The sequence below is a fragment of the Mesorhizobium sp. WSM3860 genome (assembly GCF_002294995.1).
Taxonomy (GTDB): domain Bacteria; phylum Pseudomonadota; class Alphaproteobacteria; order Rhizobiales; family Rhizobiaceae; genus Mesorhizobium.
On the sequence record NZ_NSGF01000018.1, the window covers coordinates 62,601 to 87,611 of the forward strand.

Here is a 25,011-nt window from a genome sequence, read left to right on the forward strand (position 1 = left end):
TAAGATTAGGCACTAAGACCGTCCAGTTGCGCAAGACTCCTCGCCTTAGTCGAGCCCGGCGAGGGAAAGCCCGTAAGAAAGTTTATCGCGGGTGCCTTGGCTGACAAACTCGTTCACAACTTGAATGCGAAGAGTTTCGTGATCAGGTACAACCTGTAGCGCCTTATTCAGTTCGGCTGTAGCTTCATTCATCCTGCCAAGCCTAGCGAAACAGATCGCAAGGTAGGCGGCGATGTACCAGAATTGCTTCGTTTGACGGGCGAAAGCTTGAATGGCTTCGGCGTACCTTTCCAGCACTAAGAACGCCATTCCGCGGATCTCCCAATGCCATGGCGGCGGAATAGGGTCTCGCAAAAGGGCCTCGTCCATGTTCCGCAGAGCCTCTTCGGCGTCGCCCGTGCGGACGAGCCACTCTGAATAATAGGCCAGCGCTTTCGTTTCACCCGGATTAAGGCTTAGAGCGCGCTGGAGATGAGAGCCCGCTTCGTCATACTTCTGCTGACATGTCAGAGCCATGCCCAAAAGTGCTTCAGCAGAAGCGTCCCCCCTATCGAGCAGCACGGCGGCATTCGCATACGCGACCATCTTTTCGAGGGTTTCGTCATCGGGTTCTTGCAACCAATCGATGTAGGCACAATAGCTCATTGCGGAATGAGCTTGCGATGAACTTGGATCAAGGGCGAGCGCCCTCTCTGCAAAGGGCCTGGCGCGGGCTGAATCATGCAACTCATCGTACTTTCGCGCCAACAGGATACATTCATACGCGGCCAACGTCGGAACACTCCGAGGGGCCGCGTGACTTGCTATTGCCTGCCCGAGGCGCGCTTCAAGCGTCACCGCAACCGTCCTGACAATGTCGTCCTGCACGGCGAATATGTCTACGACATCGCGATCATAGCGCTCGGCCCAAACTTCATGCCCAGTAGGAGCATAGGTCAGTTGAACAGCCACCCGGACCCTGCTCCCCGCTCGCCGCACACTGCCCGTCGCGACGTAGTCGACGTTCAGCTCTTTTGCGACGGCCCTGATATCGACGTTTTCACCCTTGAACGCGAATGACGAATTTCTCGCGATGACCAACAAGCCTCTAAATCGCGAAAGTTCGGTCAGGATGTCCTCGGATATTCCCTCGGCGAAATACGCGTGATCCGATCCGCCTCCGACGTCGGAGAATGGAAGTACCGCGATAGATGCGAAAATTGGGACCGGCGCGTCTGGCGGAGCATCGAGCTCCAGTCCTGCGCCCATCCTGTCGACGATCTTCGCCCCAGCGCCGGTAGAGGTTCGATCTTGTCTCAGTGAGTTTTGTTGGGATGGCCCTTCATATTGCGAGAACGCGTCTAACAGAAGCGGGTCTATGCCCACTAGGGGAAGCGTAAGCGTTGGCTTTTCGTCGGGCATAACGAAAGCTACTTTCATCCACCATTCGAGTTTACGGGTGTTGTAGTGCCTGTCAATGGGAAGAGGCCGGGAGCCTATCCGAGGCGCTTTTTCGATGTTTGCGAGAGGACCCGCGTTGCCTACTCTGGTAGGCCCGCCAAACGCCAACCATCAATGAATGGCTGCCCAATGCTCACCTCTCTGAAGGGTGAGTTCGCCGCCAGATCACCGAACCTCCAATTTGGATTGACCGCAAGAAATAGACGAGCTTCCTCCTGTGCCTCAGAGAGGCGACCGGAAAGGGCAAGCGCGGCAATCAGAGACTCTCTCGAACCCGTCCCATAGGTTTCTTCCCGGCTCAAGGACACTACAGCTTCTTCGTACTGACCGGAGGATATTTGCGCCATTCCCATGATCCAGAAATACCCACCCGGCGGACGAGGATTCAAACGCAGTGCCTCCGCACAAGCCACCAGCGCCGCTTGCGGATTGCCTAAGTAGAATTGAAGCTCACCTTTCAACGCAACCGCATGTGCGTCGTTGGGATTTAGCCGAACCGCAGCTTCTAGTTGGAGCTTTGCTTCATCCCAATTGCGCTCATAAAGCTGAACGTAAGCTAGAATCGCGCGAGCGTGAGAATCATCCGGGTCGATTTCCACCGCTCGTCGCGCGTGCACCAGAGCCTTGGCGCGGCCGGGCATCTGCGGCCCTCCCCAAATCATCCAGCCGTGTAGCAGTGAGACGGCAAGATTGCTGTGGGCCTCGCAATAATTTGGGTCCAGCGAGACAGCACGCTCCAGATCAGCAGACGCCTCATTGGTGTCTGATCTCGAAATGTCCCATTTTCCTCGCGACCTAACGCAAAGGTCATAGGCCTCGAGATTGGATGGCTTTAACCGCGAAGAAATGTTTTTTACACCTATCTTGCCGGAAATCGCTTCCACAACTCGTCGGGTAACTTCGTCTTGCAGCTCAAAAATATCAGATAGTTCCCGATCAAAGCGTTCGGCCCAGACGTGATTGCCCCGGTCTGCACCGTCGATAAGCTGCACATTGATGCGAAGGCGTTTGTCGGATCGCCGGGCGCTACCTTCAAGTATGTATTTGACACCTAGGTCGCGAGCGATCTCACGAACATCAGCGGATTTGCCTTTGTATGCGAACGTTGAATTGCGTGCGATGACGAGAAAGCCCGAGACATTTGATAGGTCCGTTATGATGTCTTCGGTCAGGCCGTCGGTGAACTGCTCCTCAGCGGTCTCGCCACTTATGTTCACGAAAGGAAGGACGGCGATACTGTTATTGGGGACAAAGGCCGTCAGACGTTCTGGCACGCTTGCGCCGAGGCTTGCGAGCGCGGTCAGATAAAGGGGATCGGCAGAAACGATGGTTTCTTCAGCCACAACTGACCTCCGGCAGCTCCGGCGACACGCTGCTCAGTTGATATCGACTCCCAGAATTGCGCAAGAGCAATTGGAAAAGCTGGTCCCGCGGCCAGGCTGGCGCGCCCGGCTTTGATGCTCTGATGCTGCTCACACGAGCCAAGCCCTCGACGTCAGATTGAAGCATTGCAACTTGAGCCGGATTGGCTTGCTCGCAGTTCGCCTGGTTAGGCGAGTTTGGCGGTCGCCCACCCTGTCGACGGCCGGGCAACATCGCCCGGCGCGCTTGCAGGCGTGCTCATCATCGTTACCCCGGCCTTCCACAGCAGTCGCATCTTGGGCGTGCTGGTCGCCGCCGGCGCGTTCTGGGCGGCCATCGACTACAAGCGCGATCGCGACCGCTAGGGCCGCCTCCCGACAACCGCACTTGGGCGAACACGACTTTTTGTCCGTGGTTGCATTGTAACCAAATTGGTAACAGGGCTAAGTTACTGTGGCTACAAGGTTTTTCCCTACCACGGTTGAAACGAATGCCCTACTGCGATGACTGCCTGACCCCTTTTCCCTTCGACGGTAGCGAAAGCTGCCGCTGCCCTTCCTGCCGCGATCGGCTGGCCGACCTCCAGGCGGCCGAAGCGGACATGGAAGCTGACGCACCAGCAGAAGGAGGCGCGATGCACTGAGAGAGACAAACAATCCCTTCGATAGGGCGGCGGGAGAGGTCCCGTCGCCCACCAATCCCTACCACAGAGACCAGACCAATGACCAAGCCAGTTGAATACGAGTTCACGCTGCCGGACGGCAGCAAGCGCTACGAGATCGTCATCGAGCGCAAGGACATCTTCACCTTCCAGAGGATGCACGCCGCCGTGAGCGCCAAGCCGGTTGAGGCGAAGCCATGAACGCGCTGATCCCTCGCAACACGATCGAGCAGATCGTCGCCTATCGCGATGCAGCCGTGGCCGCCTATCATGGCGCATTCGCCTCGATCGAGCAGGCTGATCGGGAATTGAAAAAGGCGGCCGCTCTCTGGAAGGCGGCCGCTGGCGAGCATGCCTGCTCCAGGTACGGCGACCGCGACAACCGCGAGGTGAGGGCTTTTTTCGAGGCCGTCGATTTGCCTGACGCCGAGCAGTGGAAGCGTACCGCCATCCGCCTCATCGACATCTCGTGCTGGCACTATCTGGTGAAGATGACGGACCTTGAAGTCCTCATGGACAAGCAGGCCAAGGACGAGCTGCGCGACACGTTGAGGTGGGTGCCGGAGCGCTATGACCGCGGCGACGGCAAGGAGCTGGTCAACCTCGACGAGATCATGGGGATTCCCCCGGTCACGGTCGACAACGTGTACGCCACGATCGAGAAGTGGGCCGGCGAATCCGAGATGATCTTCCGGCGCGGCATAGCGACGGCCTTCTCCAAGCTGGATCGCCGGTTCCGGTCTCACGACGGCTTCAAGGTCGGGAGTCGCCTGATCCTGACTTATGCCTTCGACCGCGACCACGGCCACGTTTCGTGGGGCGGCACTTGGGACACCGTGCGCGATATCGAACGCACCTTCTCCGTCCTCGACGGCAAGAAGCCGACCTACAACAGCATCGAGAACCAGGTGCGAGCCGAGCGCAGGGGCTTTCAGCCTCAGGAGTCCGAACATCACGGCGAGTATTTCAGGATCGTCGCCTACAAGAACGGCAACGCGCATCTCTGGTTCACGCGTGACGACCTGGTGGAAAGGGTCAACAAGATGCTCGCCGAATACTATGGCGAGGTGATCGGCGACGGCCAGACGCGCGAGCAGGACGATCTGTTCCGCAACCGGAAGACCACGCCGGCGAAGAACTTCGGTTTCTTCCCGACGCCCGACGCCGCGGCCGAGGAGTTGCTCAAAGGTATCCCCCTCCTCCAGCCGATCGAGAAGCCGCGCCTACGGATCCTGGAGCCCAGCGCCGGCACCGGCAATCTGGCGCGCCGCTGCCTCACCAGCATCAAGGATTTCGCCGATCACTACGGCTACGGGGACGAGGCCCGTATGGACCGCTGGCGCAAGGAATACCGCTTCGACAACCAGGTCGATTGCGTGGAGCTCCAGCCAGCGCTCGCCGCCGCGCTCGAGGCGCAGGGCACATTCCGCAAGGTGTACGCCGCCGACTTCCTGGCGCTGCGGCCCTCCGTGACGGGAAAATACGATCGCATCATCATGAACCCGCCGTTCGACATGGAACGCGATATCGACCATGTGGTGCACGCCCTCGATTTCCTGGAAGACGGCGGGTGCCTCGCCGCCATCATGTCGGCCGGCACCGAGTTTCGCGAAACTCGCAAGGCCATCGCTTTCCGGGCCTTGATCGAGAGGCTGAACGGCCAGTTCCGCGATCTGCCGCACGGATCCTTCGCCGAGGTCGGGACCTACGTGAACACCGTCACGGTCAAGCTATGGAAGGACGGCCGCAGAAATTACTTTTAGCTTGACCATATTGTAACCAAATTGGTTACATCATTGGATCGTTATCCCTACCACGGAGTCCAAAAGTGTTTCGCCCGTTACCAGAAGACGAGGAGGAGCGGCGGCGCCGGCTCCCCACCATCAGCCAGGCCCTCGAGATGTGGTCGTCCTGGCATAGCGACTGGTCGCCCCTCGGCTGCACCGGGGATTACGCGCTGGACATGCGGCTCGCAGATGCATTCCGCAATCTGCTCTACCGGCCGGAGCTTCGCGACCGGCTTGACTGGATCGAGCGACAGCTACGCGAGCCCCGCCATCGTGCGGCCGACGACCGCTACCAGGCCGAGTTGATCAAGTGGTGGCTCGAATTGTTCGCCAGCGAGACGCTCCCCACCATCAACCAACGCCTCGAGGCACGAGAACTGCAATGCGCTTCATCCTGATCGATTCCACACTCCGGCGCGCCATTGACTACCAGACGCCGCGCCCTCTGGGGCACCAGCTCTTCTGCGAACTTCTTGAGAGCGACAGCCTCGACCGCGTGGAGTTGGCGCCGGGCCTGGACCTCTGGCTCTCAACCGGACCATGGCGAAGGACGTTCCAGTTTTTCCGCTCGGGCGCCGAGTTCGCGGGCAATGGGATCCTGGCAGGACGAACGCTGCTCGACGACGTCAAGAGCTTGCCGCGCGCCATCAGTTTCGAGACGGTGACGGCGTGGGTCAATTATCCCGAAGTGCGCTTCGAGGCGCCACAGCCACGCCGAAAATATCAAAGGCCGACCGGGTTGCCCCTGATCGGCCTTCCTCTCCATCCCTACCACAGGACAGCGCCCGAAGGCGCTGGAGAGAACCCATACCTAATGCAGATGTACCGGTGAGGCAACCTTACCAAAATGGTAACACACAGTGTCATTTTGGTTGCTTGAGAAGTTCACCGGATTTACATTTGGACCTGTCCAAAGCCCTACCACCGAAAGAGACGAAGATGCGCATTTTCACCAGCTCCTGGTTCACCAAGCTGCCGCCCGAAATCCAGAAGATCGGGGTGTCCAGGGGAACGCCGCGAGGATACCCGGCAGGCTATCGCAAGATGCCGGAACTCGCCCCAGGCGAATGGTTCAAGACCGCCAGCGAGCGCGAGTATAAGCAGCTCTACTTCGAAGGACTCGACAGGCTTAATCCTGGCCGGATCGTCGCCAAGATGGAAGACCTCTCGGGCGGCAGGGACGTCGCCCTGCTCTGCTACGAGGCCCCGACCGACAACCAGTATTGCCATCGCGCCTACATCTCGGTCTGGCTGAAAGAAAAGCTCCGGCTCGAAGTGTTCGAACATGGCCTGGAGGCCGAGGGCTGTGGTTGGCACCATCCCAAGCTGCCGGCGCAATACCGCCTGCGTCAGCCACCGCAGCCCCTCCAGGTCGCGCCCTACCTCGGCGCCGAAGCGCCCGACCAGCAGGGCCGCGTCTGGAAGGTGATCGGCGTCAATCCGGAACACGTCGACCAGGCACTCGTGCAATGCGGCGACGACCAGCGCTCGATTTCCGGCGCCGTCCTGGAATCCCGGTTCAAGCCGGTGAACTGACCGCCACCGAAGTCATTGAAATTATTGTTCTTTTTCGCCTGCACGCACTTGTAACCGATTTGGTTACAAGCTAAGTTATTGAAGTAACTTAGACTTCAGATCGGTGCAGCAGAAAGCCGTTTCCTTTCACCGCTGCAGCCTTCGCCGGAACTCCCCTTTCAGCAACGGGCCGGCGATTGGTGACTTCTCGTCAAACTGACCGGCCGAGTGAAATCGGACCGGGGACGGGCCAGGCCTAGCATAACCGCCGGAGCCGCACCGATCTGGGAAATCCCTACCACGGAGACCAGACATGAACCTCGAAATCGAAGCTCTGCGCCAGTCAGCCCCGAAGCTGCACGGCCGCGACGCGGAGTTCGCCGCATCCCTCCTGCACCAGTATGACAGCCGCTCGAGTCTCTCGGAGCGGCAGTGGCCCTGGGTGGCGACCTTGACCCAGCGCGCACAAGCCGGCGAGCCCGCGGCGCCGAAGGCCAAGGTCGGCTCGATGGATGGCCTGATTGCGCTGTTCGACACGGCGATCGCCAACAAGCTCAAGCATCCGAAGATTCGCTTCGACGTCAACGGCGGACCGTCGTCCTCGCTCTGGCGGGTGAGCGCTCCGCTCACGCCGGCCAGATCAACGTATCGTCGCCGGGACCCTTCGAGAGCCGCGACTGGTACGGCCGCATCGACCGCAAGGGCGAGTTCACCCGCTCGCGCCGGTCGCCCGGTCCTGACGGTCTGGTTGCCGCTCTCGCCGCTCTGGCCGAGAACCCCTCGAAGGCCGGCGCGGCGCACGGCAAGCGCACCGGCAACTGCTGTTTCTGCGCGACCGAGCTGACCGACCACCGCTCCATCGACGTCGGCTACGGGCCGGTGTGCGCCAAACGCTGGGGACTGGCGTGGGGTTGATCCCCGCGCCTTCCTCGAGATCCACCCCTACCACGGAGAATGACCATGACCATCAACGTTACGCCGGCTGAGATGCTGGCGATCTGCAATGCTCTCACCGCCTCGGGCAACCAGGCGCTGTCCGCGCGGCTGGCCGAAGATGCCGAGATGGGCGAGCCGAAGACCGGCTTCGACGAAGCGATCGAGCAGGCGTTGGCGCGCCGGTCGCGTGAGACCGCTGACCGCATCCGCGCCGAGCGCCGCATCGCCCGCGCGCTGGTGAAGGCCTGCCTCGACCGGGGCTACATGATTTCCGTCTACGACAGCGAGGATTGGGTGGTGAGGCGGTCCGACGACAAGGCGGCGATCATGCTGGCGCTGTTCTCGACCGACGAGGACGGCATTCATCTGCGGAGCCCGACCGGCGACAAGCTCGGCTGGTTCCAGCTGATCTATGGCAATTCGGGCTACGATGTCGTGTCCGACCACGCCGACAACGAAATCTGCAATGCGATCTGGGACGAGGTTATTTCGCCCTTGGCCGACAAGATCGAAGGGGAAATGTGATGGACACGATTTACATCAGCATCGCCGCCAAGGGCACGATGGAATCGCTGAACAGCGCCGCGCGAGGCAAGGGCGAAGTCGTGCTTTCGTTCTACGGCCCGAAGGGCGGGTCGCGGGCGTGTGAAACACTCACGCTCGAGTCCGCCGCCACGCTCCGCGACGAGCTCGTCGAAAGGCTCCCGTTCGATCACGCCAGCGACACCGTCGACGCTCTGACTCGGGCCGAGTCGTTCATTTCCGGCTTCGAGAGTGATCCGCTGCAGAAGGGCGTCGGTGACATCCTGGCCAGTTTGCGCGCCGCGATCCCGCGCGAACGGGCGCGGCCGGACATCCTGGCGGCGCTCAAACTCTGCGTCGCCTAGGTGGGTTTGGGCAGGGAAGGAAGGCTTCTCTCTTAACTGTTAACTTCATCCGGTCCATGTTTTCGAAGATTTGGAAGGGGATGGTGAACTCACGAAAATTTATGTTTCTCGTCGTCCGGCTACAACCGGTAGCACGAATATACCCGTGTCTAATCGCCCGTGGCGGCCACGATTGGGTGCCTCTCATGAACACGAACACATAACCATTATTCGTCATTGCGTTATTCGGACTGTCTGACGAGGGATCTCCATAATTCCAAAAAACCCGCGCCTTCGCAGTGATGAGAACGGTTGCGACAGCTTCTCCCGGATAGTGTGTCGCCGTCACTTGCCAGTCTGTGTGTCTCGCGACCTCAGATTTCCGGCCTCTGAACTTCGTATACTGTTGAAGAACAGCATTACCGTCGTAGGTTTTCACCTCTGCCCCACTTGGTTTCTTTATGAACGCGAGATCCACAACCACCGAGGCATCGTTAGATCCGTATGCCGGGCCACCACGAGGAAGACAACCTATGGGACAGAAAAACGGTTGAGTCAGGGAGCCACACCCAGAAGCCCCTAGGAGAATGAAGGTCACGATGGACACAAACAGCGCTCGCATTTCCCCTCCAGGATCATGCCCGCTAGATCGATAATACTGCTTCCGCTGGCCAATAGCCAGAAGATCGCATTTCCGCGCGTGCAGTCGGCGGTCTCTCTTGCGATCTCGATTGCGGGCAGGGCTATTGAGCGACGATCTGGACACGATCAGTCGCAAAGGCATTTCCGCAACGCGCTGCAGAACTGGTCCGAAACTTTTCTTAGTAATCCACTTGTAACCAGATCGGTTACAAGCTAAGTTTTTGATATTGCTAAGAAATTCCCTATCACGGAGACCCGTCCATGAAGAAGCGCATCCCCCTCAACCTGGTGATCCCCAACCCCGATCAGCCTCGCAAGCATTTCGACCCGCTGAAGCTTCGCGAACTGGCGGAATCCATCCGCGAGCGCGGCCTGATCCAGGCCATTACGGTCCGCCCGGTTTTCCTGACCGACGGTCGAATCGAGGAAATCACATCGGAGAACATCGCAGAATGGAACACTTTGCTCGACCTCCAATCGAAGTCGTCGCCTACACGGCCGGCTTCATCGACGGAGAGGGAACGATCAGCTTCAAAGGCAACCGGTTCCGCGTCGTCGTCAGCCAGTCAGTCACAAACGACGGCGCAACGATCTGCCGATGGTTGCGAGACGCATGGTGCGTCGGCACCGTCGCTCCATCACACCGAGTCTTTCACGGGAAAACCTGGGAGCAATGGTTCTGGACCGTGGCGGCGGCGAGAGAGGTCAAACACGTCATCGATTGCTGCCTTCCCTACTTCCACGTCAAACGAAGCGCGGCAGAGCAAGTCGGACTCAGAGTCAACGACTTCCTCAACAATGGGCATCGGTGCCGGTGGTCGCCGGAGGAGATCAAATTCCTCGGAGATCAATGGCGGCGGCACGACGACTGGATCGGCGAACAGCTCAGACGAAGCGCTACAAGCGTCCGACATCAACGTCGAGCCCTCGGCCTCGCCAAGCCGCCGGGCGGTCTATGAGATCGTCGGTGGTGAGCGCCGCTGGCGCGCTCACCAGCTGATCGAGGCGGCCGACATTCTGTGCGAGGTCGTGAAGATCGACGACAACGAGATGGCGCTGCAGGCGATCGTGGAAAACCTCGCCCGCGCCGACATCAAGCCGCTGGAGGAAGCGCGCGCGTTTCAGGCGATGATCGATCGCGGCTGGACGGTCGAGCAGCTGGCGAAGGACATCGGCGTCCAGCCGACGCGCATCAAGGCCCGCACGGCGCTGCTGAATCTGGACGAGACGATCCAGAAGCTGGTCGACAGTGGCGCCTTCCCGCTCGGCCACGCAAACGATCTGGTTGACCTGCCCACGGCCGATCAGGTCAACATCGTGCGGCTGTTCTCCCTGAAAGACTGGTCGAGCATCAAGGCAGCGGCGCAAGCCGTCCGCGACCGGATCGAGCAGGGCGGCATGTTCGACGACGAGAACAGGCCGGAGCCGTCGAAGGACGACATCGCTGCCATGAGCAGGATGGAGAAGACCGTCGAGCGGATCATCGCCGCGATCGCCGGCGGCTTCAAGGACGGCGAGTGCATCGCCTTGAAGTCGGTCGATCCCACCAAGGCTGACAAATGGGCCGACACGCTGGCGGCGGCGTCGCGCTCCATCCGTTCGATGGAGTCGCAGCTGCGCCAGGCACATGCCCGCACGATGCTGATGTAACAGCCTCGGCCTTTTCTCCGTGGGGCTGAGGTGCCCGCCGCGACTCGTCCTCGCGGCGGGCTTTTCAGACTACTAACGGGGAAGCTTTAGGGAAGATTGGCGACAGCACCAAACCCGGCTGTGCCATTTACGATTGCTCCATCTCATTAGTTGAGTAACGTATATGGCTGTGACACGAGAGATTCGCACTAACAATTACTGGCCGCTGCACAAATACCATCCGAGCACTGCGAACGTAACGCCATAGTGAACCTCACGCTGCAAAGTCCATCGAAAGCTTAGGCATTACAGAGAGCGGCTAAGCGAAAAGATTCCTTTGAAATTGCCCTTACGAGAGTTTTTCAAGTACTTCGTGCTAACTTCAACGCGGTCTGGCGCCACTCGTTCGCATAAATGTCAGAGCGACATTCCACCTACAATATTTTGGTAACCAGCTTGTCCAGCCGTGAGTTTTCGCGGTAGGCCAAACGCACGGCAACGGCACCTACAAAAGCCGGTGACGTCCCAGCGATCACGTCGGTGGGGTAGTGACTGCCAATGTAAATTCTCGACCAGCAGACCAGACAATACCAGAACGGAAAACGCAAGCGTTTGGCGCGGTAGAGCTTGCATCGCGACCGCCGCAACAATCGATACGGTCGCGGTCGCGAGGTCTGAGGGAAAGGACCAGTCCGCCGTTGGGCGCAATCAGCAGATGCGTAACCCCGGGCCCAATTTGAGCGTACCGCTGGCCAAGGCGAGTGATGACGCCTACCATAGCGCCCGCCGGATCAGGCAAGCAGCCAGTCATTCAAATGGAATTCATAGATCTTGCCGTCGTTCTCGGTTGGATTCGAGTCGTTGTCCACGCCGCGATCGACGACATAGAGGCTCATTTGGTGGCTCGGATCGTCGCTGCTCGGCGCCAGCGCAAGTCCCGCCGGTTTCTTTGCGTGGGCGGCGGAGATATCGAGGGTGCCCAGCAGATTTCCGGTTGGGGTCAACATTGCCACCGAGTTGCGTGACACGATGACATAAAGCAGGTCGTGGACCGGATCATACGCGAGGCCCCCGTCAGAAGGGGTTCCGAGGGATTGTGTAGAAAAACTCGTCACTACATCGTCACCGCCCGTGCTCGGGACGCCGTTGAATTTCCCGTTCTGGCCGGGAGCGATGGTGTAAATCCTATGGGTTGAGCCATCCAAGAGATAGAGCACGCCGCGGTTTGTGTCGTAGGCAATGCTCTCCGAATCCGTACTGCCGAACGCGGCGGTCCTGAATGAGGTCACGATATCGTCGGACGTGTTGTAAAGCCCATCGTTGCCCGGGTTCAACTCGTAGACACTCTTCGTGCCGGTATCGTCCGAGAAGAAGAGATGGTGGTTCGCCGGATTATAGGTGACCCCGGCGGGCTCATCGGAGAAATTGATGGTGGTGAGCGTACCCGTCAGGGTGCCGTTGAGATTCATCTGGAAGAGATTCTTGCCGGTAAAAATGGACATCTCGTCGACTTCGCTGTCGGCAACCAGCAGCGTGCCGAGGTGGGAGATATAGACAATATCCGTTGGGTCGGGGCTCGGCGGCGACCACTGCGACGTCAGAATGGTATGCGCCAGCGTTACGGATGTCGGCAACTGGCTGCCGCCGGTGACGTCAACGGTGAAGGTGTGCGTGGCGACGCTGCCGTCCGACGAGGTGGCTGTGACGTGGAGATTGATCGTCGGTTCGGACTGAGCGTTGAGCGTGCCGCTGCTCGATCGCGTGATGACGCCGGTGCTGGAATTGATGGCAAACCGCGTGTCGTCGATCGTGTAGGTGACCGCCGAACCGGCATCGGGATCCGAGGCCGAAGCGGAGATGCCGACGGCAGTACCGGCGGCGGCATTCTGCAGGATCTGATTGGCCGCGCTGTTGGCATCGGGCGGCGTGTTGAACACAACCGGTTCCGGGCTGTCGAGGACGGCGAGTGTGAAGCTCTTGTTGGCGGTGCTGCCGTCGGAGGAGGTCGCCGTCACCGTCAGATTGATGGAAGATTGGGTCTCGAAGTCGAGCGTGCCGGTGGCCGAGCGCGTGATGACGCCGGTGCTGGAATTAATGGCGAAGCGCGTGTCGTTGAGGCTGTAGGTGACGGCCGAGCCAGCATCGGGATCCGTGGCCGAAGCGGTGATCCCGGTTGCGGCGCCGGCCGCGGCGAGCTCGGCGATCTGGTTGGCGGCGGGGTTGGAGTCGGGCGGAGTGTTGAAGGCCACCGGCTGTTGGCTGGCCGTGACGTCAACGGTGAAGGGGTGCGTGGCGATACTGCCGTCGGACGAGGTGGCGGTGACGGTGAGCGTGACCGTCGGCTCGGACTGCGCGTTGAGCGTGCCGTTGGCCGAACGCGTGATGACGCCGGTGCTGGAATTGATGGCAAACCGCGTATCATCGATCGTGTAGGTGACCGTCGATCCGGCATCGGGATCCTTAGCCGAGGCGGTGATGCCGACAGCTGTGCCGGCGGCGGCGTTCTGGGTGATCTGGTTGGCCGCGGTGTTGGCATCGGGCGGCGTGTTGAACGCAACCGGTTCCGGGCTGTCGAGGACGGCGAGGGTGAAGACCTTATTGGCGGTGCTGCCGTCGGAGGAGGTTGCCGTCACCGTCAGATTGATCGATGTCTGGGTCTCGAAGTCGAGCGTGCCGGTGGCCGAGCGCGTGATGACCCCGGTGCTGGCATCGATCGCGAAACGCGAATCGTTGAGGCTGTAGGTGACGGTCGATCCCGGATCGGGATCCGTGGCCGAGGCGGTGATCCCGGTTGGGGCGCCGGCCGCGGCGAGCTCGTCAATCTGGTTGGCGGCGGAATTGCTATCGGCGGGTGTGTTGAAGGCCACCGGATTGCCGGCCCCTGGCAAGGTATATTCGATATGCAGCAGCGGCGCACTGGCGGGATTGTACTCGTAGGAATCGGCCGTGCGGGTGCCGGTGCCGGTGACTAGGAAAGCCATGTCGTTGAGCGCCGCCCAGCCCGAGCGACTGACGATCTCCTGGACAATAGCCGTAAGGTCTGGCGTGCGCTCGGCCAAGCCGTGTTCGCCCACCGTGGTCCACGGGTCCGGCGTCCAAGCCGTCGACGCGTCGGTCGTTGCCCGTGACGATACATTGAAGCTGGTGCTGGTGAAGGCGCTTGCGTCGTCGGTGTCTTGGCCCTTGATCAGCAGCGAGGTCGCGCCGGTCTTCACCTCGTTGGCCTGGAACTGGATATAGGCGCTGGTGATGATTGCGCCTTGCGGGATATCGAGGCCGGTGAAGCGGATGCCGACCGTCTGGCGGGTGCTGCTGTCAAAACCCAGTTCCAGATCGTTGATGTTGGTCGAAATCGAGCCGGAACCTTTCTCCTCGACGTCGTCGCCGGCGGTCGCCACCCGGGTTTCGAATAGTTCAGCCATGATAGGTCTCCTCTCGCATATTCCCTCGGCAACAACGGAATCTCCCGGCGCCCGATCGGGCGTCAGGCTGACCGCATGATCGAGCACTGCGATGGCGTCGTTGCGCGTGAAGAACGTGATTCTCGGAACTGACCTCGAGTTCCGCCGCTGATCAGTCCGTTACCTGCTTCAGTCTTGGCCATGCGGGCACGACTGCCGCGAGCAGGCGCAGCAGTGACGACTTGGTTGATGGATCCTAAGCTGACCAGAGCATTGGGCGAAGGTAGTTTACCGCTGTCAGCCTTGCAAGCTACCGCACCGACGGTGCGTTGTACCGAGTACCCAATTTGAATTCTAAGTCAATTGTGAGTTCCGATCAATCATCGCGCCTTATCCCAGATGGATGAGCCGAGCAAGCGTGGGAAAACAGCGGCCATCAACTGTCAGATGCTTTGCGCAGAAGATAACCGCCGGAAGTCGGCAGTGTAGCGGTTTTGCCCGCAATCGTCAGTCGTTGGCCTTCCCATCACACTTCCGATGGTCGCCGCGCTCTTCATGGCCTGCCTCTGGCGGCACAGCAGCCGATTTCGCGACTTCCTTCGCCAATGCCCGGGCGCACCGCTCGCATTTGTCGATGTCGCTCGGATCCTGCAGCCAGCCGGCGGCCGCGTCCTGCGAGCCGCATAGCGAGACGGCCAGGCCAACGCCGGGGCGCCGGAAGTAGTGCGTCTTGGTGGCTGTCGGCGATTTGATCGCCCAGCCCTCGCGGAAACTCGCCATTTATCTGTGCTCCACCGGGATCATCCGGCCTTTGCGAAAGATGCGCTCGGCCGCATCGCGGGCGCTGGTGATGGTCTCACCGTCTCGCCTCATGTGCCCATTGATGTATCGCAGAAGGTTCTGGGTGACGGCCTTCCATGCCTCCAGCTCGGTCGGGAATATCATCGGCTTGCCACCTGGTGCGAGGACCGGCTCAGGTTGGCCATCCTCGGCAAAGCGCAGCATGGCGTGATGACCGCCGACCACCGGCGTCGTGAAGCCTGCGAAGTGGTTCAAAGCGTGCTCTCCTGGCGTATTGATTGCCCCGACTGATAGTCTTTCCAGTCGACGCGGTTGATGACCGTCGGCCCGGCATAGTCGCCGACCAGGTTCTGTTTCCAGACGAACCAGGCCAAGTTCATGCGGCTCGAGGCTTCGTTGCCGTCCCATCCGTCGCGATGCATCATCGGCAGGCGCCGCGTGAAGACGTGAATGCGCGCTGGCTTGCAGTCGTCCATGGCGTAGTTGCGGTCGGGATCGTCGAAGCCGCAGAGGAAATTCAGGTTGAGCAACAGCGCCATCTTCGGCGGCCGGTGCACGCGCAGCGCATGCGCGACGAAAGCGTTGAGCACGCCGCCGTAGGGCGGGTTGGTGGCGATATCGTCGCAGTCGTCGCCTGCCTCGCTGGTGAGGAAGTCCCGCACGTCCTGCAAGACGCCATGGCGATCTGCGGTGCCATAGTCGATGAGGTCGGAAAGCACGACGTCATAGCCGGCTGCCTCCAGCATGCGCGATATCGCGCCGCGACCGCATGCCGGTTCCTTGATGCGAGGGCCGAAGGTCTCCAGCGCCAGGAGCGTGTGCATCGCTTCCGGACACGTCTCGTAGAGATTGTTGCCGCGCTCGGCCGCGCTCGCGGTGTCGGTGCCGATCGCCACGCGGAGGTTCGCCCGGCTCGGCTCGAGTCCTTCCGCGACACGCCCTGCTATCACCCGCTCCACGATGCCAGGATCTCGGCGCTCGGCGTCCGCCAGCTTGCGCGCGTCGTGGATTTCCTTTCGAGTGAGCCCGGCTTCGGCTGCGGTGAAACCGTTCCCGTCTGGAACGGTTTTCGGCCTGCCGCCCTTCGACGCCTCGCCCTTCTCCTGGGCGGCAGTCCACTCGTTGGCGATCGTGATCTTGGCACGTGCCTCGATCAGCAGGGCGTCGCCCTGGAGCTTGCGCGCCTTGAAGATCAGGTGCTCGCCGGCATGGAAGCGCATCGCATAGCTGCCGGCGGCCTTCGCCTGGTCATACGCACCCGACGCCAGCATTCGCGCCGAAGCGACGTCGCCGTCGTCGAACAGTATCCGAGCTCGCTCGATCACCTGAGCGAGTCCGGAATCGTCGAAAGGAACAACCGCCTCCATGGCCTATGCCATTTCAGACAGCTTGGCCCGGGCCGGATCGAGCACCTCGAGTGTCGTCCTGATCTGGTGGAGATCCGCGTCGGTTTCAGCGTGGCAGTTATCGCGCACCATTTTCGCGAGAGCGACGACGCGTTCAAACTCTGCCGTGGCGGCCGCCTTAACCCCTTCCAGCTCGGTTTCCTTGCGCCGCATCTGATCGACGAAGCGCTTGAGCGTTTTGCCGGTGTTGGCGATCATCGAGCGGACCGACGGCGGAGTGTCCTGCTCCAGCGTTTCGTCCAAAGCGGTCGACAACTCCTCCTCACTCACGAGGGGCGTTTGCACTGCAGGCATGTCCATTTCAGTTGATCCTCAGGTAGATGCGGCGACACGACACGCGCGGGATTGCGCGGCCGCGAAAACGGCGGATGAAACGGGAAAGGCGGGCGATCATTGCGCTTGCTCGCCGTATTGCTCGGCGACGAGGGCGCCGACGATCTCGTCGACATGGTCGTCGCTCCACCACTTGCCTTTCTTGGCGCCGATCACCTGGCCCTGCGCCGAGCGCGGTGTGCCATAGGCGAGACATTTGCCGAGCCCCACTCGACGGGCGTCAGGAAAGGCGATGATCAAGGCTTCTATGGCGACATGACGCGCCCGCATGCCGAGTTCGCCGGCGCACACCTGAAACGGATCCTCTCGGTGCGGCCGGCAGGCCATGACGATGGCGAGGGCGATCTGGTCGGCGGTCGGGAACATCAGACGATCCCCGCCGCAAAGCGATCGGCCGCGTGCATGGCCTGACCTCTGAGCATCTGCATCATCTCGGACTGCGACCAAACGGGGGACCTAAGGGCTGCGGCCTCGGCCAGGATCACACCGTGAAGAAGGTCGAGACTTGCCCGGTACCAGTGCTGGCCGAGGTGGCAGTTAGCCAGAATGCGTTCTGCGCCCAGAACCATGGTTCGGGCCACGGCGAGCCCTGGCGTCCAGACGACGTGCGCGAAATGAAGCCTCTCCCACCGGCCGGGCTGGAGTTGCGGGAGATGCGCCTCGATGTTTTCTGCCGTCGCGAGCCGGAAGACGCCCGGGTCAGCCTCGAAGCCGACGGCGCAGATCGCGGCATGGCCGGCGTTCTTGCGCCGATCGACCAGGTTCCGCGGCATCGCGATGTCAACCGGCATTGTTTTCCTGCTCCTCGCGCCGGCGACGTTTTTCCTCGCGCTTGCGTTCCCTTCGAAGCTGGTCGATCTCCCGAACGGTCTTGCGCCGGAAACTGCGGCTGGTGCGAACCAGGCCGAACTCCTTTTCGATGCCGACTAGGATTTGGCCCAGGACTCGGCTCTTGACGTCGTGCAGCGCCTGCCGCGACATGACCTCGACGCGGTGCCGGTCCCAGACGCGCGTGCAGAACTCGACACCGTGGCCGCCGGCATGCGCCAGGAACGTGCGCTTGTAGCGCTGCGCATCCTGCCCTTGCCGCCCTGCCCGCACGAAGCGGAGTAGGTCCATGATGTCGACCATGCGATCGGCGGCCGACTGGTGAACCACGATGCGAACTTCCGTGGTGTCATACTGTGGCATCCCGTCGGCCATGCGCGACAGCTCGCGCACAAAGGCTTGATGCTCGGTATCTCGGGACGAGGGCATGGCCGATCCGACCTTGGAGACCATGCGGCGTTCGACGTCGGGCATGTTTCGGGCCGTGTCGACCGCATCGGCGAACAGCAGCCAGAGCAGGCCGCGTGGTGTGGGCAGGCCGCGCTTGTTCTTGGTGAAGAAGATGTCCTCGGCATGCCGCATGTGCTCGATGAAGCGGTCGATCCGTTTCTCCAGCTCGGCGGTCGTATCGAGGAAAAGGCGCTTCATTTTCATCATGCACGATCCGCCGAAGCAGTATCCGTTCCGGTTCCAGATGTTGCCATTTTGGTTACAGTTTGGGCAAGCAAAAGATCGCTCGGCCACCGTGTTTTACGCAGGATGCGACGACACTTAATCGTGCTTTGCACGCCCGGCTCACCATAGTGGCGGCGGATCGAGCCCAGCCATGCGCCCCACTCGGGCCGCTCGGGCGTGATCACGAAATCCCCGTCCTTGTCGATGGGTGGCGCGCCATGGAACTCGAGGAAGAGCTGCTTTTTCAGGAAGGGGATCATCAGAGGCTTTTCCTTCCGAAGGATCATGGTCGTTCGATAGGTCTCCGCCGTCGCAATCGCCAGCGCCTTGCCGTCAGCTTCAAGGCTTGCGAACGTCTTCGCAGCCGCTTCCCGGCTGTCCGGTCGCATCTTCTCTGGCCATGAGGACCACAGCATATCGAAATCCCCTCCGCCCGGCGCGTCAGCGCGCCCTGGAGGTTCTCTTACTGGTTCCCTTACAGGGTTAGTGTCCGGATTCCGGACTCGGCTATAGGCATTTTCCGGACACGGCCCGCCCTCTTTTCCGGACTCGGCCCCGTGTCCAGATTCCGGACTCGGCTCCACCACATCTTGTGCCGTGCCGAAATCGGCCTCGAACGCGAACCGATAGCGCGTGTTCTCCTGCTGTTTGGTGCGGGGATTGATATGCTGCTCCCGGCGAATTAGGCCGGTCAGCTCCAGGATCTTGAGATGCTCATTGAGCGCAGAGCGCGACATCTCGCAGTCATAGGCGAGCTTGTCTTGGGACGGGAAGCAGCCAAGGTCGGGGTTGTGGCGGTCGCAGAGATGCCAGAGGACGATGCGTGTGGCAGGTTTGAGCCCGCGCTGGGTTATGGCCCAATTCGTGGCGGCATGGCTCATGCTGGCAGTGCCTCAACTGCCGCGACCGCGGCTTCGACCGGGCAACTATACCACTCGCCAGACAGGCGCCATTTGGCCAGGGCAATGTGGGTGAGCCGCTCAGCGTCGTCATGGTCTGCGAAGTGCCGCTGGAACACCACCACCGCTTTGATGGCCTTGTTGCGATTGACGGCCTTGCAGCGGCGGGTCGGATCGGTCGACATCCCGATTTTGACCCCGCCGTGCTCAGCCGTCATCACATACACGAAGCCCGGATCCTCGCGGACCGGTCTCGGGCCATGCTTACGAATTATCGTCATGTCGCTCTCTCAATTGCGAGGAGCGGCAATCCTACAAGCTACAAATGGTATTGCCGTTCAATGCGGTAGTTCATTGCCTATCCAATCGACGCCAACACCGCCGACAGGATTTGCTTAGTCATACTGGGGCCGATGTTTTCCCCAAGGTATGCTGCCGCTGCCACAAGATGCACCGTAGCAGCTCGCTCGGCCGCAGATGAGCCGATGTTTCTTGCTGTTTGGCAGAACTCGGCCATCACTTTCTTTACTTCACTGTTTACCACCTGCCCGCCGTCGCTCTGCTTCATTTTTATTAAATCTCCTCGGAATGTTTCAGCTCGAAACATTACGTGCGGACATAAGGCTGAACTAATGGATGGAGGAAATCACACCTCCGTCAAAATCAGCCTGTGTTCGAAGCTTTCGCGATGACGGCTACAGGATCGTTAACTGGCTCAACGTCGGAACCGGTCTTTTGGCACAAACGGTTGTAACGGCCGAGGAGGTCGAAGATGGCTTTGCCGTTCCAGTTGGAAGCCGTGCCATACCAAGCCTCCCTCACCCGCCAGTGGCCGCGCGGGTAGCCTAGCGCGTCACAAGCGGCGTTGATCTGGGCTTTGATGCCCATGCCTGGCTTGATAGTTCCGGCGGCTTTGAACACCACCTGTTGTAGCTCTGCAGCGATGTCCTGCATCGATTCCTCACAAAAAACAGGAGAAGGAACGACGACCCATCGGGATTCTCGGATGCCTTGTCGGACACATCCAACAATTTTCCCGCCATCATCGCTACAACCGCAAAGGGAAAGCCGATGGCCCATGACGATGATTGCTGGAAACCGCTTGGAGTTGCGGCCTGGGAAGTTGTTGAACGCGCCGACCAATTTCGGACGGAACGAGGAACCGTGTTGATCGTATCTCGGGTCAAGCCGGAGCCCGGCGCCGTGCAACGACATCTGCCGCCTCCTTGCCCAACCAGTGGTTTGCGTTCACCTCACCGTCGGACATAACGACGATGCGGTCGAGATATGGTTGCCTGGGCATCCGGCCGGCCTCGTACCGATCGACTGTCAGCCGCGTACAATCGATCATCCGGCCCACGTCGGCAGCGCTCAGATTGCGGTCCAAACGCCATTTCGTCAGTTGATGCAGGTTATCCATGGCTGGGTTTTGTCACCAATTTGGTTACACGTCAAGGTTTGTAACCAAACTGGCACAGTTTCGCACGAATTCGTTTTGAGCTACCGCATTGATATGGCGAATGGAATTAAGCACTTCCGCGAAAAGGCTGGGATCAGCAAGGCCGAGCTGGCGCGTCGCGTTGGCACCACAAGGCCGCAGATGGGCCGTTTGGAAGAAGAGGACGGCCCCAATGGACGCAAGCTCACCTTGAAGTGGGCAGAGCGAATCGCGCCGCACCTGAACGTGAGGCCGGAAGAGCTTATGTTTCCAGAGCTTGCGGAGGTGGACGTAAGCAAATTCAGCCACGTATTCGAGATCTCCGCCGGGAAGAGCCGCCCGGCAGCGCCAGGACTGGTGATCGATCCAGAGTTTTTGACGCGGATGCTGCCGAACTCGGAGGGCCACAACCTTCGGTTCATGATGGTCGACGCGTACCAGGCCAATGGCATTGTTGCCAAAGGGGATGCGCTTGTGATCGATCTGGACGACAACATCCCCAATCGGCCGGGCCTCTTCGCCCTGGAGATCGCAGGCGCGGTGCAATGGCGCTACCTTTCGCCCACGACGACAGGCGCCGTTCAGGTCCACAGCGACAACCCCGCGGCGACCAACGAAACCGTGCAGCCGACGGACTTGAAGGTCATTGGCCGCGCTCGGCTCAGGATTTCCACACTCTGATCTGCTTTTTTTTGCCCGAGGTGTAACCATTTCGGAAACGCCCCTTGCAAAACGTACCAAATCGGTTACGATCCTGATCACGCAGAAGGATCGCTAGACCGATGGCCCAGTTGCCCCTGGTTGTATTTTCCCATCACGCCTCGCGGTCATGTGTTGAGTATCTGCGTGCCCCCGGCCGGGCTGGTGTGACCCCCCGCACCATTCGCCCGCACCAGCTCGGCCGGGTTCTCCCGATCTAAGCAGCACTGCACCCCGCGACCGCTTTGTCGCGCCCATTGTGTTGCCAAAATGGTTTCACGTGTAACACAAAAGGATACACACGGATGACGGCGGACCAATACGCATGGTGGCGTCAGGCATTGAAACTGGCAGGCGGATATCGCGAGCTGACCCACGATCAGCTGCTTCTGCTCGCCCCTTCGGCCGACAGCCCGGAGTCAGGATTTTTCAGGAACCGTCCGTTCAAGGATGCGCCCCTGATTCCCGTTGCCATCTGGCGCGACGCGGCGGGCAGTGTCATCTGCCTCCAGGGCGGCAAGGAAGCGGAGGCCGACAAGGTCTGGAACTATGCTTGCCGCAACCCGATCACCGAAGCGCTCTATCATTCCGTGCTGGCCGGCGAGCCTTGGCCAGATGACCCGCCGCCGGTTTCCAAGGAGCACAACCTCCCGGCCAAGACAGGCGACCTGCACAAAGACCTGACCCTGGAACTGGCGGCCGAGAAGGAAACGGTCGAGGGCTTCCTGAAAAAGCCGATCAGCACCCAAGAGCAGGCCGATCAGGCGGGCGTCTGGGCAAAGCGGCTCTCCGGCATCGCCAACAAGGCGGACGAACAATTCAACGTCGAGAAGCGCCCTTGGCTCGATGGCGGCAACGCCGTCGATGACAAATGGCGCGATCTGCGCACCGATGCCAAGGACCTCGCCAAGAAGCTGAAAAAGCATGGTGAGGCGTGGCTGAAAGAACTGGACCGCCTGGAGCAGGAGCGCCAGCGCAAGGCTCGCGAGGACGCAGATCGCATTCGGCGCGAGGCAGAGGCGGCTGAGCAGCGGGCGGCCGACGTCGCGCGCGCGGCCGAGGAGGAGAAGGCCCTGCGCGAAGCCGACACTTCACCCGGCCTCGCATCTTCGTTCGCACAGGAGAGCGAGCAGGAGGCCCGGCGGCTCGAAGCCGAGGCCGAGGCCAAGCGGCTGAACGATCGCGCAGCGGAAGCTGCGCGCGAGGCTCAGGCCCGTCCGGTCTTCGCCGGCAGGACCGGCGCCAAGGTGTCCCTGCACACCTATTGGGTCGCGAACATCACCGATTACGCCGCCCTGGTCATGTCCCTGAAAGACGAGCCGGAGGTGCGGGAGGCGGTCGAGAAGATCGCCGGCCGCATCGCGCGCAACAAGGACGCCACCCTGCCAGCTGGCATGGAGCGGGTTCCAGACAAGAGGGCAGCATGACCGACCAGAAGATCGTCGCCGTGAAATTCGGCGAGAGCGACAAAACCTACGACTATTTCGCCGGCGCCTTCGACGTGGCTGTCGGCTCCCGCGTCATGGTGCCTGTTCGCGGTCGCGAGACGTCCGTCACGGTCGCGGAGATCAAGGATCATTCCGACGCCGCCAAGACAGCCATCCTCGCAATCGACGTGCGCACCGACGAGCAGCGCGCCGCCAAGCATCCTAACGGCCGGCACCAGTGGTCGCCCGACGGCACGCTGCTAGACGAGAACGGCAACCGGTCGATTTTCGACGACGTGGACAAATAGCCATGAGCTTGGTCCGCGTTGCCATCGTCATTTTCTGGCTTCCCGTGATGATCAGCGCCGCTTGCAGACGGCTCTTCCGCGAAGTCCCCGCCGCCTTCTGGTTCGCCTGGAACGACATGCGCATCGAGCAGGACGAGATGCGCCGGACGTGGCGCGCCAACAGCTTCAACCCCGAGGATTGGAAATGAACGAACGGGCTCAGGTACCGGCCCTTATGGTCGGCGGCGCGATCAGCGCCATCATCCCTCAGTCGATCGAGGAAACTTGGCGTCTCGCCACCATGATCGTCGAGGCCGGTCTGGCGCCACAGGCGCTTGTCGGTCGCGAGCCGGCTGAGGATGCCGGCGACGACGCCTGGAAGCGTTGGGGCAAGAGGGGCACCAGCGCCGTGGCCATCGTCATCATGTCCGGCGCGGAGCTCGGCCTGCCGCCGATGGTGGCGCTGCGCAGCTTTACCGTCATCGGCGGCAAGCCGGCGCTTTACGGCGACGGACTGATCAACGTCGTTCGAAAGTCGGGCAGAGCGAAATCGGTCGAGCTGGGCTATCTGCGCGATGCGACGAAAGAGGCGCTCCTCAATCTCGGCCTGCACAAGGACGTGGTTGCCCAGATGAACACCGTCGATGAGCGCACCATCGGCTGGTGCAAGGCGGTGCGCTCCGACACAGGAGAAATGAAGGTCGAGGCCTATTCGGTCGCGGATGCCAAGCAAGCCGGCCTCTGGGACGAACGCCCGACCCGTCGCGGCAAGGTCTGGAAAAACAACCAGCATGTGTGGGACGACGTGCCTAACGATTCCTCCTGGTTCCGCCATCCCAAGCGGATGAAGCAATGGCGCGCAGCTGGCTTCTGCCTGCGCGAGCTATTCGGCGACGTTCTTGGCGGCGTGCGAGATGAGTTCGAGGCCCGCGAGATCGCCGGCGATCTGATCGAGCACCACGACGACGAGCCGGCACCCAGGGCGAGGCTCACCCCGCCATCGCCGCCACCGGTGCCCAGCCTCGACGCCGTCGACCCTATTCCCGAGAACGGGTTCGACAAGGATGTCGAGGGCATGCACGACGGCGCAGAAGCCGCCGAGGAGGAGCAACCAGCGGACTTTGACTACGGCAAGTTCTTCGAGGATTTCCAGATCGCCCTTCAAGGTGCGAAGTCGACCGCGGCCGTGGAGGAAATCTGGACCGAGTTCGACGTCGAGGCTCAATTCCACGACGACGAGAGCAGTCGCCAGCTGGCCGACAAGATCAAGGCCCGGCGGCTCGCTGCGCTCACTCCGCCGAGCGCGGGCTGATCATGGCCGGCCGGATCGCAATCCTTCCCGACCACGGCGCCCCGGTGCTCGGTCCGCCAGAGAACTGGCGCCCGCGCGCGCTGAGCGTCCGCGAGAAGCTTGAGATCGTCGTGCGCCAAGGGGGCAAGGAGCCCGGCGGCGCGCGGCTCAACCCGCTCGAAGGGGTCCAGTTTGACCACGATCCGGCGCTGCAACGGCGACGCTGGAATCCGGAAGCTCAAGACACCATCCCCCCGTCGTGCTGCCTGGAGAACATCGTCGCGCTGAACAAGCCGACGCATGGCGTCAAGACGCCGATCGACCAGCGCGAGATCGCGAAGACGAAGCGGATCGAGGGACGGACCGGAAAGGGTAAGCCGAAACGGAAGATCCCGAGCCGGCCCTTCCCGAAGCTCCACAGGGGCTTTCGATGAGGCGCGCCAGCTACACCGAACTGGCCATCACACCCGGGGCGGTCTTCATCGTGGACCGCTGCAGGCCGGGCTTGCCGAGTGTCACCAACGACGCCGAGCGCCTCGTCGAGCAATGCCTGGCCGCCTACGGCGAGCGCCGGATCATCTACCGCGACAGCCAAGGCGAATGGGCCGAGCTGCTCCACACCGGCATCCAGTTCCGGCGCTTCGCATCCTACACCGACCGCACGCCCGACGAGGAGGCAGCATAACGG

General features: G+C 61.1%; 32 protein-coding genes. 17 read left to right on the forward strand and 15 right to left on the reverse strand.

The window, feature by feature from the left end; genetic code table 11:
* Positions 1-45 precede the first annotated feature (45 nt).
* Together CK220_RS24265 and CK220_RS24270 are read right to left on the reverse strand one after the other, a co-directional pair.
* Positions 46-1,419, reverse strand: a complete 1,374-nt coding sequence (locus CK220_RS24265) for a tetratricopeptide repeat protein (RefSeq protein ID WP_095813937.1) — start codon at positions 1,417-1,419, stop codon at positions 46-48.
* A 101-nt stretch (positions 1,420-1,520) separates the two neighbouring features.
* On the reverse strand, positions 1,521-2,783 hold the full coding sequence (locus CK220_RS24270; RefSeq protein WP_095813938.1) for a tetratricopeptide repeat protein: 1,263 nt from the start codon (positions 2,781-2,783) through the stop codon (positions 1,521-1,523).
* A 216-nt stretch (positions 2,784-2,999) separates the two neighbouring features.
* Here CK220_RS24270 and CK220_RS32065 point away from each other — a divergent pair, with 216 nt between their 5' ends.
* The 10 genes from CK220_RS32065 to CK220_RS24310 all read left to right on the forward strand — a co-directional run bounded on the left by CK220_RS32065 (position 3,000) and on the right by CK220_RS24310 (position 10,859).
* Positions 3,000-3,167, forward strand: a complete 168-nt coding sequence (locus CK220_RS32065) for a hypothetical protein (RefSeq protein WP_176479180.1) — start codon at positions 3,000-3,002, stop codon at positions 3,165-3,167.
* 356 nt (positions 3,168-3,523) lie between these two features.
* Positions 3,524-3,664 carry a hypothetical protein gene (locus CK220_RS32070; RefSeq protein WP_176479181.1) on the forward strand — a complete coding sequence of 47 codons (141 nt, stop codon included), beginning with the start codon at positions 3,524-3,526 and terminating at the stop codon, positions 3,662-3,664.
* Positions 3,661-5,226: a DUF4942 domain-containing protein gene (locus CK220_RS24275; RefSeq protein WP_095813939.1), complete on the forward strand. Its 1,566-nt coding sequence runs from the start codon at positions 3,661-3,663 to the stop codon at positions 5,224-5,226. Before CK220_RS32070 ends, CK220_RS24275 begins: the two co-directional genes overlap by 4 nt.
* Before the next feature lie 65 nt (positions 5,227-5,291).
* Positions 5,292-5,648 carry a hypothetical protein gene (locus CK220_RS24280; RefSeq protein WP_095783026.1) on the forward strand — a complete coding sequence of 119 codons (357 nt, stop codon included), beginning with the start codon at positions 5,292-5,294 and terminating at the stop codon, positions 5,646-5,648.
* Entirely contained in the window at positions 5,633-6,082 is a 450-nt protein-coding gene (locus CK220_RS24285; protein ID WP_095783025.1) for a hypothetical protein, read from the forward strand. Before CK220_RS24280 ends, CK220_RS24285 begins: the two co-directional genes overlap by 16 nt.
* Before the next feature lie 107 nt (positions 6,083-6,189).
* Positions 6,190-6,786, forward strand: coding sequence for a hypothetical protein (locus CK220_RS24290; protein WP_095783024.1), 597 nt, complete (start codon positions 6,190-6,192; stop codon positions 6,784-6,786).
* A 292-nt stretch (positions 6,787-7,078) separates the two neighbouring features.
* Complete coding sequence (locus CK220_RS24295) at positions 7,079-7,609, forward strand: hypothetical protein (RefSeq protein WP_095813941.1); 531 nt, start codon at positions 7,079-7,081, stop codon at positions 7,607-7,609.
* A gap of 116 nt (positions 7,610-7,725) precedes the next feature.
* On the forward strand, positions 7,726-8,226 hold the full coding sequence (locus CK220_RS24300; RefSeq protein ID WP_141245214.1) for a hypothetical protein: 501 nt from the start codon (positions 7,726-7,728) through the stop codon (positions 8,224-8,226).
* The gene (locus CK220_RS24305) at positions 8,226-8,588 is read left to right on the forward strand and encodes a hypothetical protein (RefSeq protein ID WP_095813943.1); all 363 of its coding nucleotides are present in this window, start codon (positions 8,226-8,228) and stop codon (positions 8,586-8,588) included. The genes CK220_RS24300 and CK220_RS24305 overlap by 1 nt, the downstream gene beginning before the upstream one ends.
* 882 nt (positions 8,589-9,470) lie before the next feature.
* On the forward strand, positions 9,471-10,859 hold the full coding sequence (locus tag CK220_RS24310; protein WP_095813944.1) for a ParB/RepB/Spo0J family partition protein: 1,389 nt from the start codon (positions 9,471-9,473) through the stop codon (positions 10,857-10,859).
* A gap of 770 nt (positions 10,860-11,629) precedes the next feature.
* Here CK220_RS24310 and CK220_RS32595 read toward each other — a convergent pair.
* The 13 genes from CK220_RS32595 to CK220_RS32075 all read right to left on the reverse strand — a co-directional run bounded on the left by CK220_RS32595 (position 11,630) and on the right by CK220_RS32075 (position 20,601).
* The gene (locus CK220_RS32595; RefSeq protein ID WP_245429379.1) at positions 11,630-14,260 is read right to left on the reverse strand and encodes an RTX toxin; all 2,631 of its coding nucleotides are present in this window, start codon (positions 14,258-14,260) and stop codon (positions 11,630-11,632) included.
* Positions 14,261-14,746: 486 nt separating this feature from the next.
* Positions 14,747-15,019, reverse strand: a complete 273-nt coding sequence (locus CK220_RS24325; RefSeq protein ID WP_095813946.1) for a hypothetical protein — start codon at positions 15,017-15,019, stop codon at positions 14,747-14,749.
* Positions 15,020-15,295: a hypothetical protein gene (locus CK220_RS24330; protein WP_095813947.1), complete on the reverse strand. Its 276-nt coding sequence runs from the start codon at positions 15,293-15,295 to the stop codon at positions 15,020-15,022. It lies immediately after the preceding gene.
* On the reverse strand, positions 15,292-16,365 hold the full coding sequence (locus CK220_RS24335) for an SAM-dependent methyltransferase (protein WP_245429380.1): 1,074 nt from the start codon (positions 16,363-16,365) through the stop codon (positions 15,292-15,294). Before CK220_RS24335 ends, CK220_RS24330 begins: the two co-directional genes overlap by 4 nt.
* A gap of 45 nt (positions 16,366-16,410) precedes the next feature.
* Entirely contained in the window at positions 16,411-16,746 is a 336-nt protein-coding gene (locus CK220_RS24340) for a hypothetical protein (RefSeq protein WP_095813949.1), read from the reverse strand.
* A gap of 90 nt (positions 16,747-16,836) precedes the next feature.
* Positions 16,837-17,145, reverse strand: coding sequence for a hypothetical protein (locus tag CK220_RS24345; RefSeq protein ID WP_095813950.1), 309 nt, complete (start codon positions 17,143-17,145; stop codon positions 16,837-16,839).
* Complete coding sequence (locus CK220_RS24350) at positions 17,145-17,570, reverse strand: hypothetical protein (RefSeq protein WP_095813951.1); 426 nt, start codon at positions 17,568-17,570, stop codon at positions 17,145-17,147. The genes CK220_RS24345 and CK220_RS24350 overlap by 1 nt, the downstream gene beginning before the upstream one ends.
* Entirely contained in the window at positions 17,560-18,264 is a 705-nt protein-coding gene (locus tag CK220_RS24355; RefSeq protein ID WP_095813952.1) for a hypothetical protein, read from the reverse strand. Before CK220_RS24355 ends, CK220_RS24350 begins: the two co-directional genes overlap by 11 nt.
* The gene (locus CK220_RS24360) at positions 18,261-19,163 is read right to left on the reverse strand and encodes a helix-turn-helix domain-containing protein (protein WP_095813953.1); all 903 of its coding nucleotides are present in this window, start codon (positions 19,161-19,163) and stop codon (positions 18,261-18,263) included. Before CK220_RS24360 ends, CK220_RS24355 begins: the two co-directional genes overlap by 4 nt.
* Positions 19,160-19,408: a GIY-YIG nuclease family protein gene (locus tag CK220_RS24365; protein ID WP_176479183.1), complete on the reverse strand. Its 249-nt coding sequence runs from the start codon at positions 19,406-19,408 to the stop codon at positions 19,160-19,162. The genes CK220_RS24360 and CK220_RS24365 overlap by 4 nt, the downstream gene beginning before the upstream one ends.
* Positions 19,409-19,539: 131 nt before the next feature.
* The gene (locus tag CK220_RS24370) at positions 19,540-19,749 is read right to left on the reverse strand and encodes a hypothetical protein (protein ID WP_095813955.1); all 210 of its coding nucleotides are present in this window, start codon (positions 19,747-19,749) and stop codon (positions 19,540-19,542) included.
* Positions 19,750-19,844: 95 nt separating this feature from the next.
* The gene (locus CK220_RS31610) at positions 19,845-20,396 is read right to left on the reverse strand and encodes a hypothetical protein (RefSeq protein ID WP_141245216.1); all 552 of its coding nucleotides are present in this window, start codon (positions 20,394-20,396) and stop codon (positions 19,845-19,847) included.
* On the reverse strand, positions 20,365-20,601 hold the full coding sequence (locus CK220_RS32075) for a helix-turn-helix transcriptional regulator (protein ID WP_176479184.1): 237 nt from the start codon (positions 20,599-20,601) through the stop codon (positions 20,365-20,367). Before CK220_RS32075 ends, CK220_RS31610 begins: the two co-directional genes overlap by 32 nt.
* 75 nt (positions 20,602-20,676) lie before the next feature.
* On the opposite strand from CK220_RS32075, the gene CK220_RS24380 reads away from it, so the two are divergent.
* From CK220_RS24380 to CK220_RS24410, 7 genes are all read left to right on the forward strand, one after another.
* Complete coding sequence (locus CK220_RS24380; protein WP_176479185.1) at positions 20,677-21,300, forward strand: XRE family transcriptional regulator; 624 nt, start codon at positions 20,677-20,679, stop codon at positions 21,298-21,300.
* Positions 21,301-21,623: 323 nt separating this feature from the next.
* Entirely contained in the window at positions 21,624-22,745 is a 1,122-nt protein-coding gene (locus CK220_RS24385) for a hypothetical protein (RefSeq protein ID WP_095813957.1), read from the forward strand.
* Complete coding sequence (locus CK220_RS24390) at positions 22,742-23,053, forward strand: hypothetical protein (protein ID WP_095813958.1); 312 nt, start codon at positions 22,742-22,744, stop codon at positions 23,051-23,053. Before CK220_RS24385 ends, CK220_RS24390 begins: the two co-directional genes overlap by 4 nt.
* Before the next feature lie 2 nt (positions 23,054-23,055).
* Complete coding sequence (locus CK220_RS24395; protein WP_095813959.1) at positions 23,056-23,241, forward strand: hypothetical protein; 186 nt, start codon at positions 23,056-23,058, stop codon at positions 23,239-23,241.
* Positions 23,238-24,344 (forward strand): hypothetical protein, encoded by a 1,107-nt coding sequence (locus CK220_RS24400; RefSeq protein ID WP_095813960.1) that lies wholly within the window; start codon positions 23,238-23,240, stop codon positions 24,342-24,344. The genes CK220_RS24395 and CK220_RS24400 overlap by 4 nt, the downstream gene beginning before the upstream one ends.
* Positions 24,345-24,346: 2 nt before the next feature.
* Positions 24,347-24,757 carry a hypothetical protein gene (locus tag CK220_RS24405; RefSeq protein ID WP_095813961.1) on the forward strand — a complete coding sequence of 137 codons (411 nt, stop codon included), beginning with the start codon at positions 24,347-24,349 and terminating at the stop codon, positions 24,755-24,757.
* On the forward strand, positions 24,754-25,008 hold the full coding sequence (locus CK220_RS24410) for a hypothetical protein (protein ID WP_095813962.1): 255 nt from the start codon (positions 24,754-24,756) through the stop codon (positions 25,006-25,008). Before CK220_RS24405 ends, CK220_RS24410 begins: the two co-directional genes overlap by 4 nt.
* Positions 25,009-25,011 lie beyond the last annotated feature (3 nt).

What these genes read in the sequence shown, in the direction of transcription:
- CK220_RS24265 (WP_095813937.1), bottom strand. Translation starts at nt 1,419, where the DNA reads ATGAAAGTAGCTTTCGTTATGCCCGACGAAAAGCCAACGCTTACGCTT.
- CK220_RS32070 (WP_176479181.1), top strand. Translation starts at nt 3,524, where the DNA reads ATGACCAAGCCAGTTGAATACGAGTTCACGCTGCCGGACGGCAGCAAG.
- CK220_RS24275 (WP_095813939.1), top strand. Translation starts at nt 3,661, where the DNA reads ATGAACGCGCTGATCCCTCGCAACACGATCGAGCAGATCGTCGCCTAT.
- CK220_RS24285 (WP_095783025.1), top strand. Translation starts at nt 5,633, where the DNA reads ATGCGCTTCATCCTGATCGATTCCACACTCCGGCGCGCCATTGACTAC.
- CK220_RS24290 (WP_095783024.1), top strand. Translation starts at nt 6,190, where the DNA reads ATGCGCATTTTCACCAGCTCCTGGTTCACCAAGCTGCCGCCCGAAATC.
- CK220_RS24295 (WP_095813941.1), top strand. Translation starts at nt 7,079, where the DNA reads ATGAACCTCGAAATCGAAGCTCTGCGCCAGTCAGCCCCGAAGCTGCAC.
- CK220_RS24300 (WP_141245214.1), top strand. Translation starts at nt 7,726, where the DNA reads ATGACCATCAACGTTACGCCGGCTGAGATGCTGGCGATCTGCAATGCT.
- CK220_RS24305 (WP_095813943.1), top strand. Translation starts at nt 8,226, where the DNA reads ATGGACACGATTTACATCAGCATCGCCGCCAAGGGCACGATGGAATCG.
- CK220_RS24310 (WP_095813944.1), top strand. Translation starts at nt 9,471, where the DNA reads ATGAAGAAGCGCATCCCCCTCAACCTGGTGATCCCCAACCCCGATCAG.
- CK220_RS32595 (WP_245429379.1), bottom strand. Translation starts at nt 14,260, where the DNA reads ATGGCTGAACTATTCGAAACCCGGGTGGCGACCGCCGGCGACGACGTC.
- CK220_RS24325 (WP_095813946.1), bottom strand. Translation starts at nt 15,019, where the DNA reads ATGGCGAGTTTCCGCGAGGGCTGGGCGATCAAATCGCCGACAGCCACC.
- CK220_RS24340 (WP_095813949.1), bottom strand. Translation starts at nt 16,746, where the DNA reads ATGGACATGCCTGCAGTGCAAACGCCCCTCGTGAGTGAGGAGGAGTTG.
- CK220_RS24345 (WP_095813950.1), bottom strand. Translation starts at nt 17,145, where the DNA reads ATGTTCCCGACCGCCGACCAGATCGCCCTCGCCATCGTCATGGCCTGC.
- CK220_RS24350 (WP_095813951.1), bottom strand. Translation starts at nt 17,570, where the DNA reads ATGCCGGTTGACATCGCGATGCCGCGGAACCTGGTCGATCGGCGCAAG.
- CK220_RS24355 (WP_095813952.1), bottom strand. Translation starts at nt 18,264, where the DNA reads ATGATGAAAATGAAGCGCCTTTTCCTCGATACGACCGCCGAGCTGGAG.
- CK220_RS24360 (WP_095813953.1), bottom strand. Translation starts at nt 19,163, where the DNA reads ATGAGCCATGCCGCCACGAATTGGGCCATAACCCAGCGCGGGCTCAAA.
- CK220_RS24370 (WP_095813955.1), bottom strand. Translation starts at nt 19,749, where the DNA reads ATGAAGCAGAGCGACGGCGGGCAGGTGGTAAACAGTGAAGTAAAGAAA.
- CK220_RS31610 (WP_141245216.1), bottom strand. Translation starts at nt 20,396, where the DNA reads ATGTCGTTGCACGGCGCCGGGCTCCGGCTTGACCCGAGATACGATCAA.
- CK220_RS32075 (WP_176479184.1), bottom strand. Translation starts at nt 20,601, where the DNA reads ATGGATAACCTGCATCAACTGACGAAATGGCGTTTGGACCGCAATCTG.
- CK220_RS24385 (WP_095813957.1), top strand. Translation starts at nt 21,624, where the DNA reads ATGACGGCGGACCAATACGCATGGTGGCGTCAGGCATTGAAACTGGCA.
- CK220_RS24390 (WP_095813958.1), top strand. Translation starts at nt 22,742, where the DNA reads ATGACCGACCAGAAGATCGTCGCCGTGAAATTCGGCGAGAGCGACAAA.
- CK220_RS24395 (WP_095813959.1), top strand. Translation starts at nt 23,056, where the DNA reads ATGAGCTTGGTCCGCGTTGCCATCGTCATTTTCTGGCTTCCCGTGATG.
- CK220_RS24400 (WP_095813960.1), top strand. Translation starts at nt 23,238, where the DNA reads ATGAACGAACGGGCTCAGGTACCGGCCCTTATGGTCGGCGGCGCGATC.
- CK220_RS24405 (WP_095813961.1), top strand. Translation starts at nt 24,347, where the DNA reads ATGGCCGGCCGGATCGCAATCCTTCCCGACCACGGCGCCCCGGTGCTC.
- CK220_RS24410 (WP_095813962.1), top strand. Translation starts at nt 24,754, where the DNA reads ATGAGGCGCGCCAGCTACACCGAACTGGCCATCACACCCGGGGCGGTC.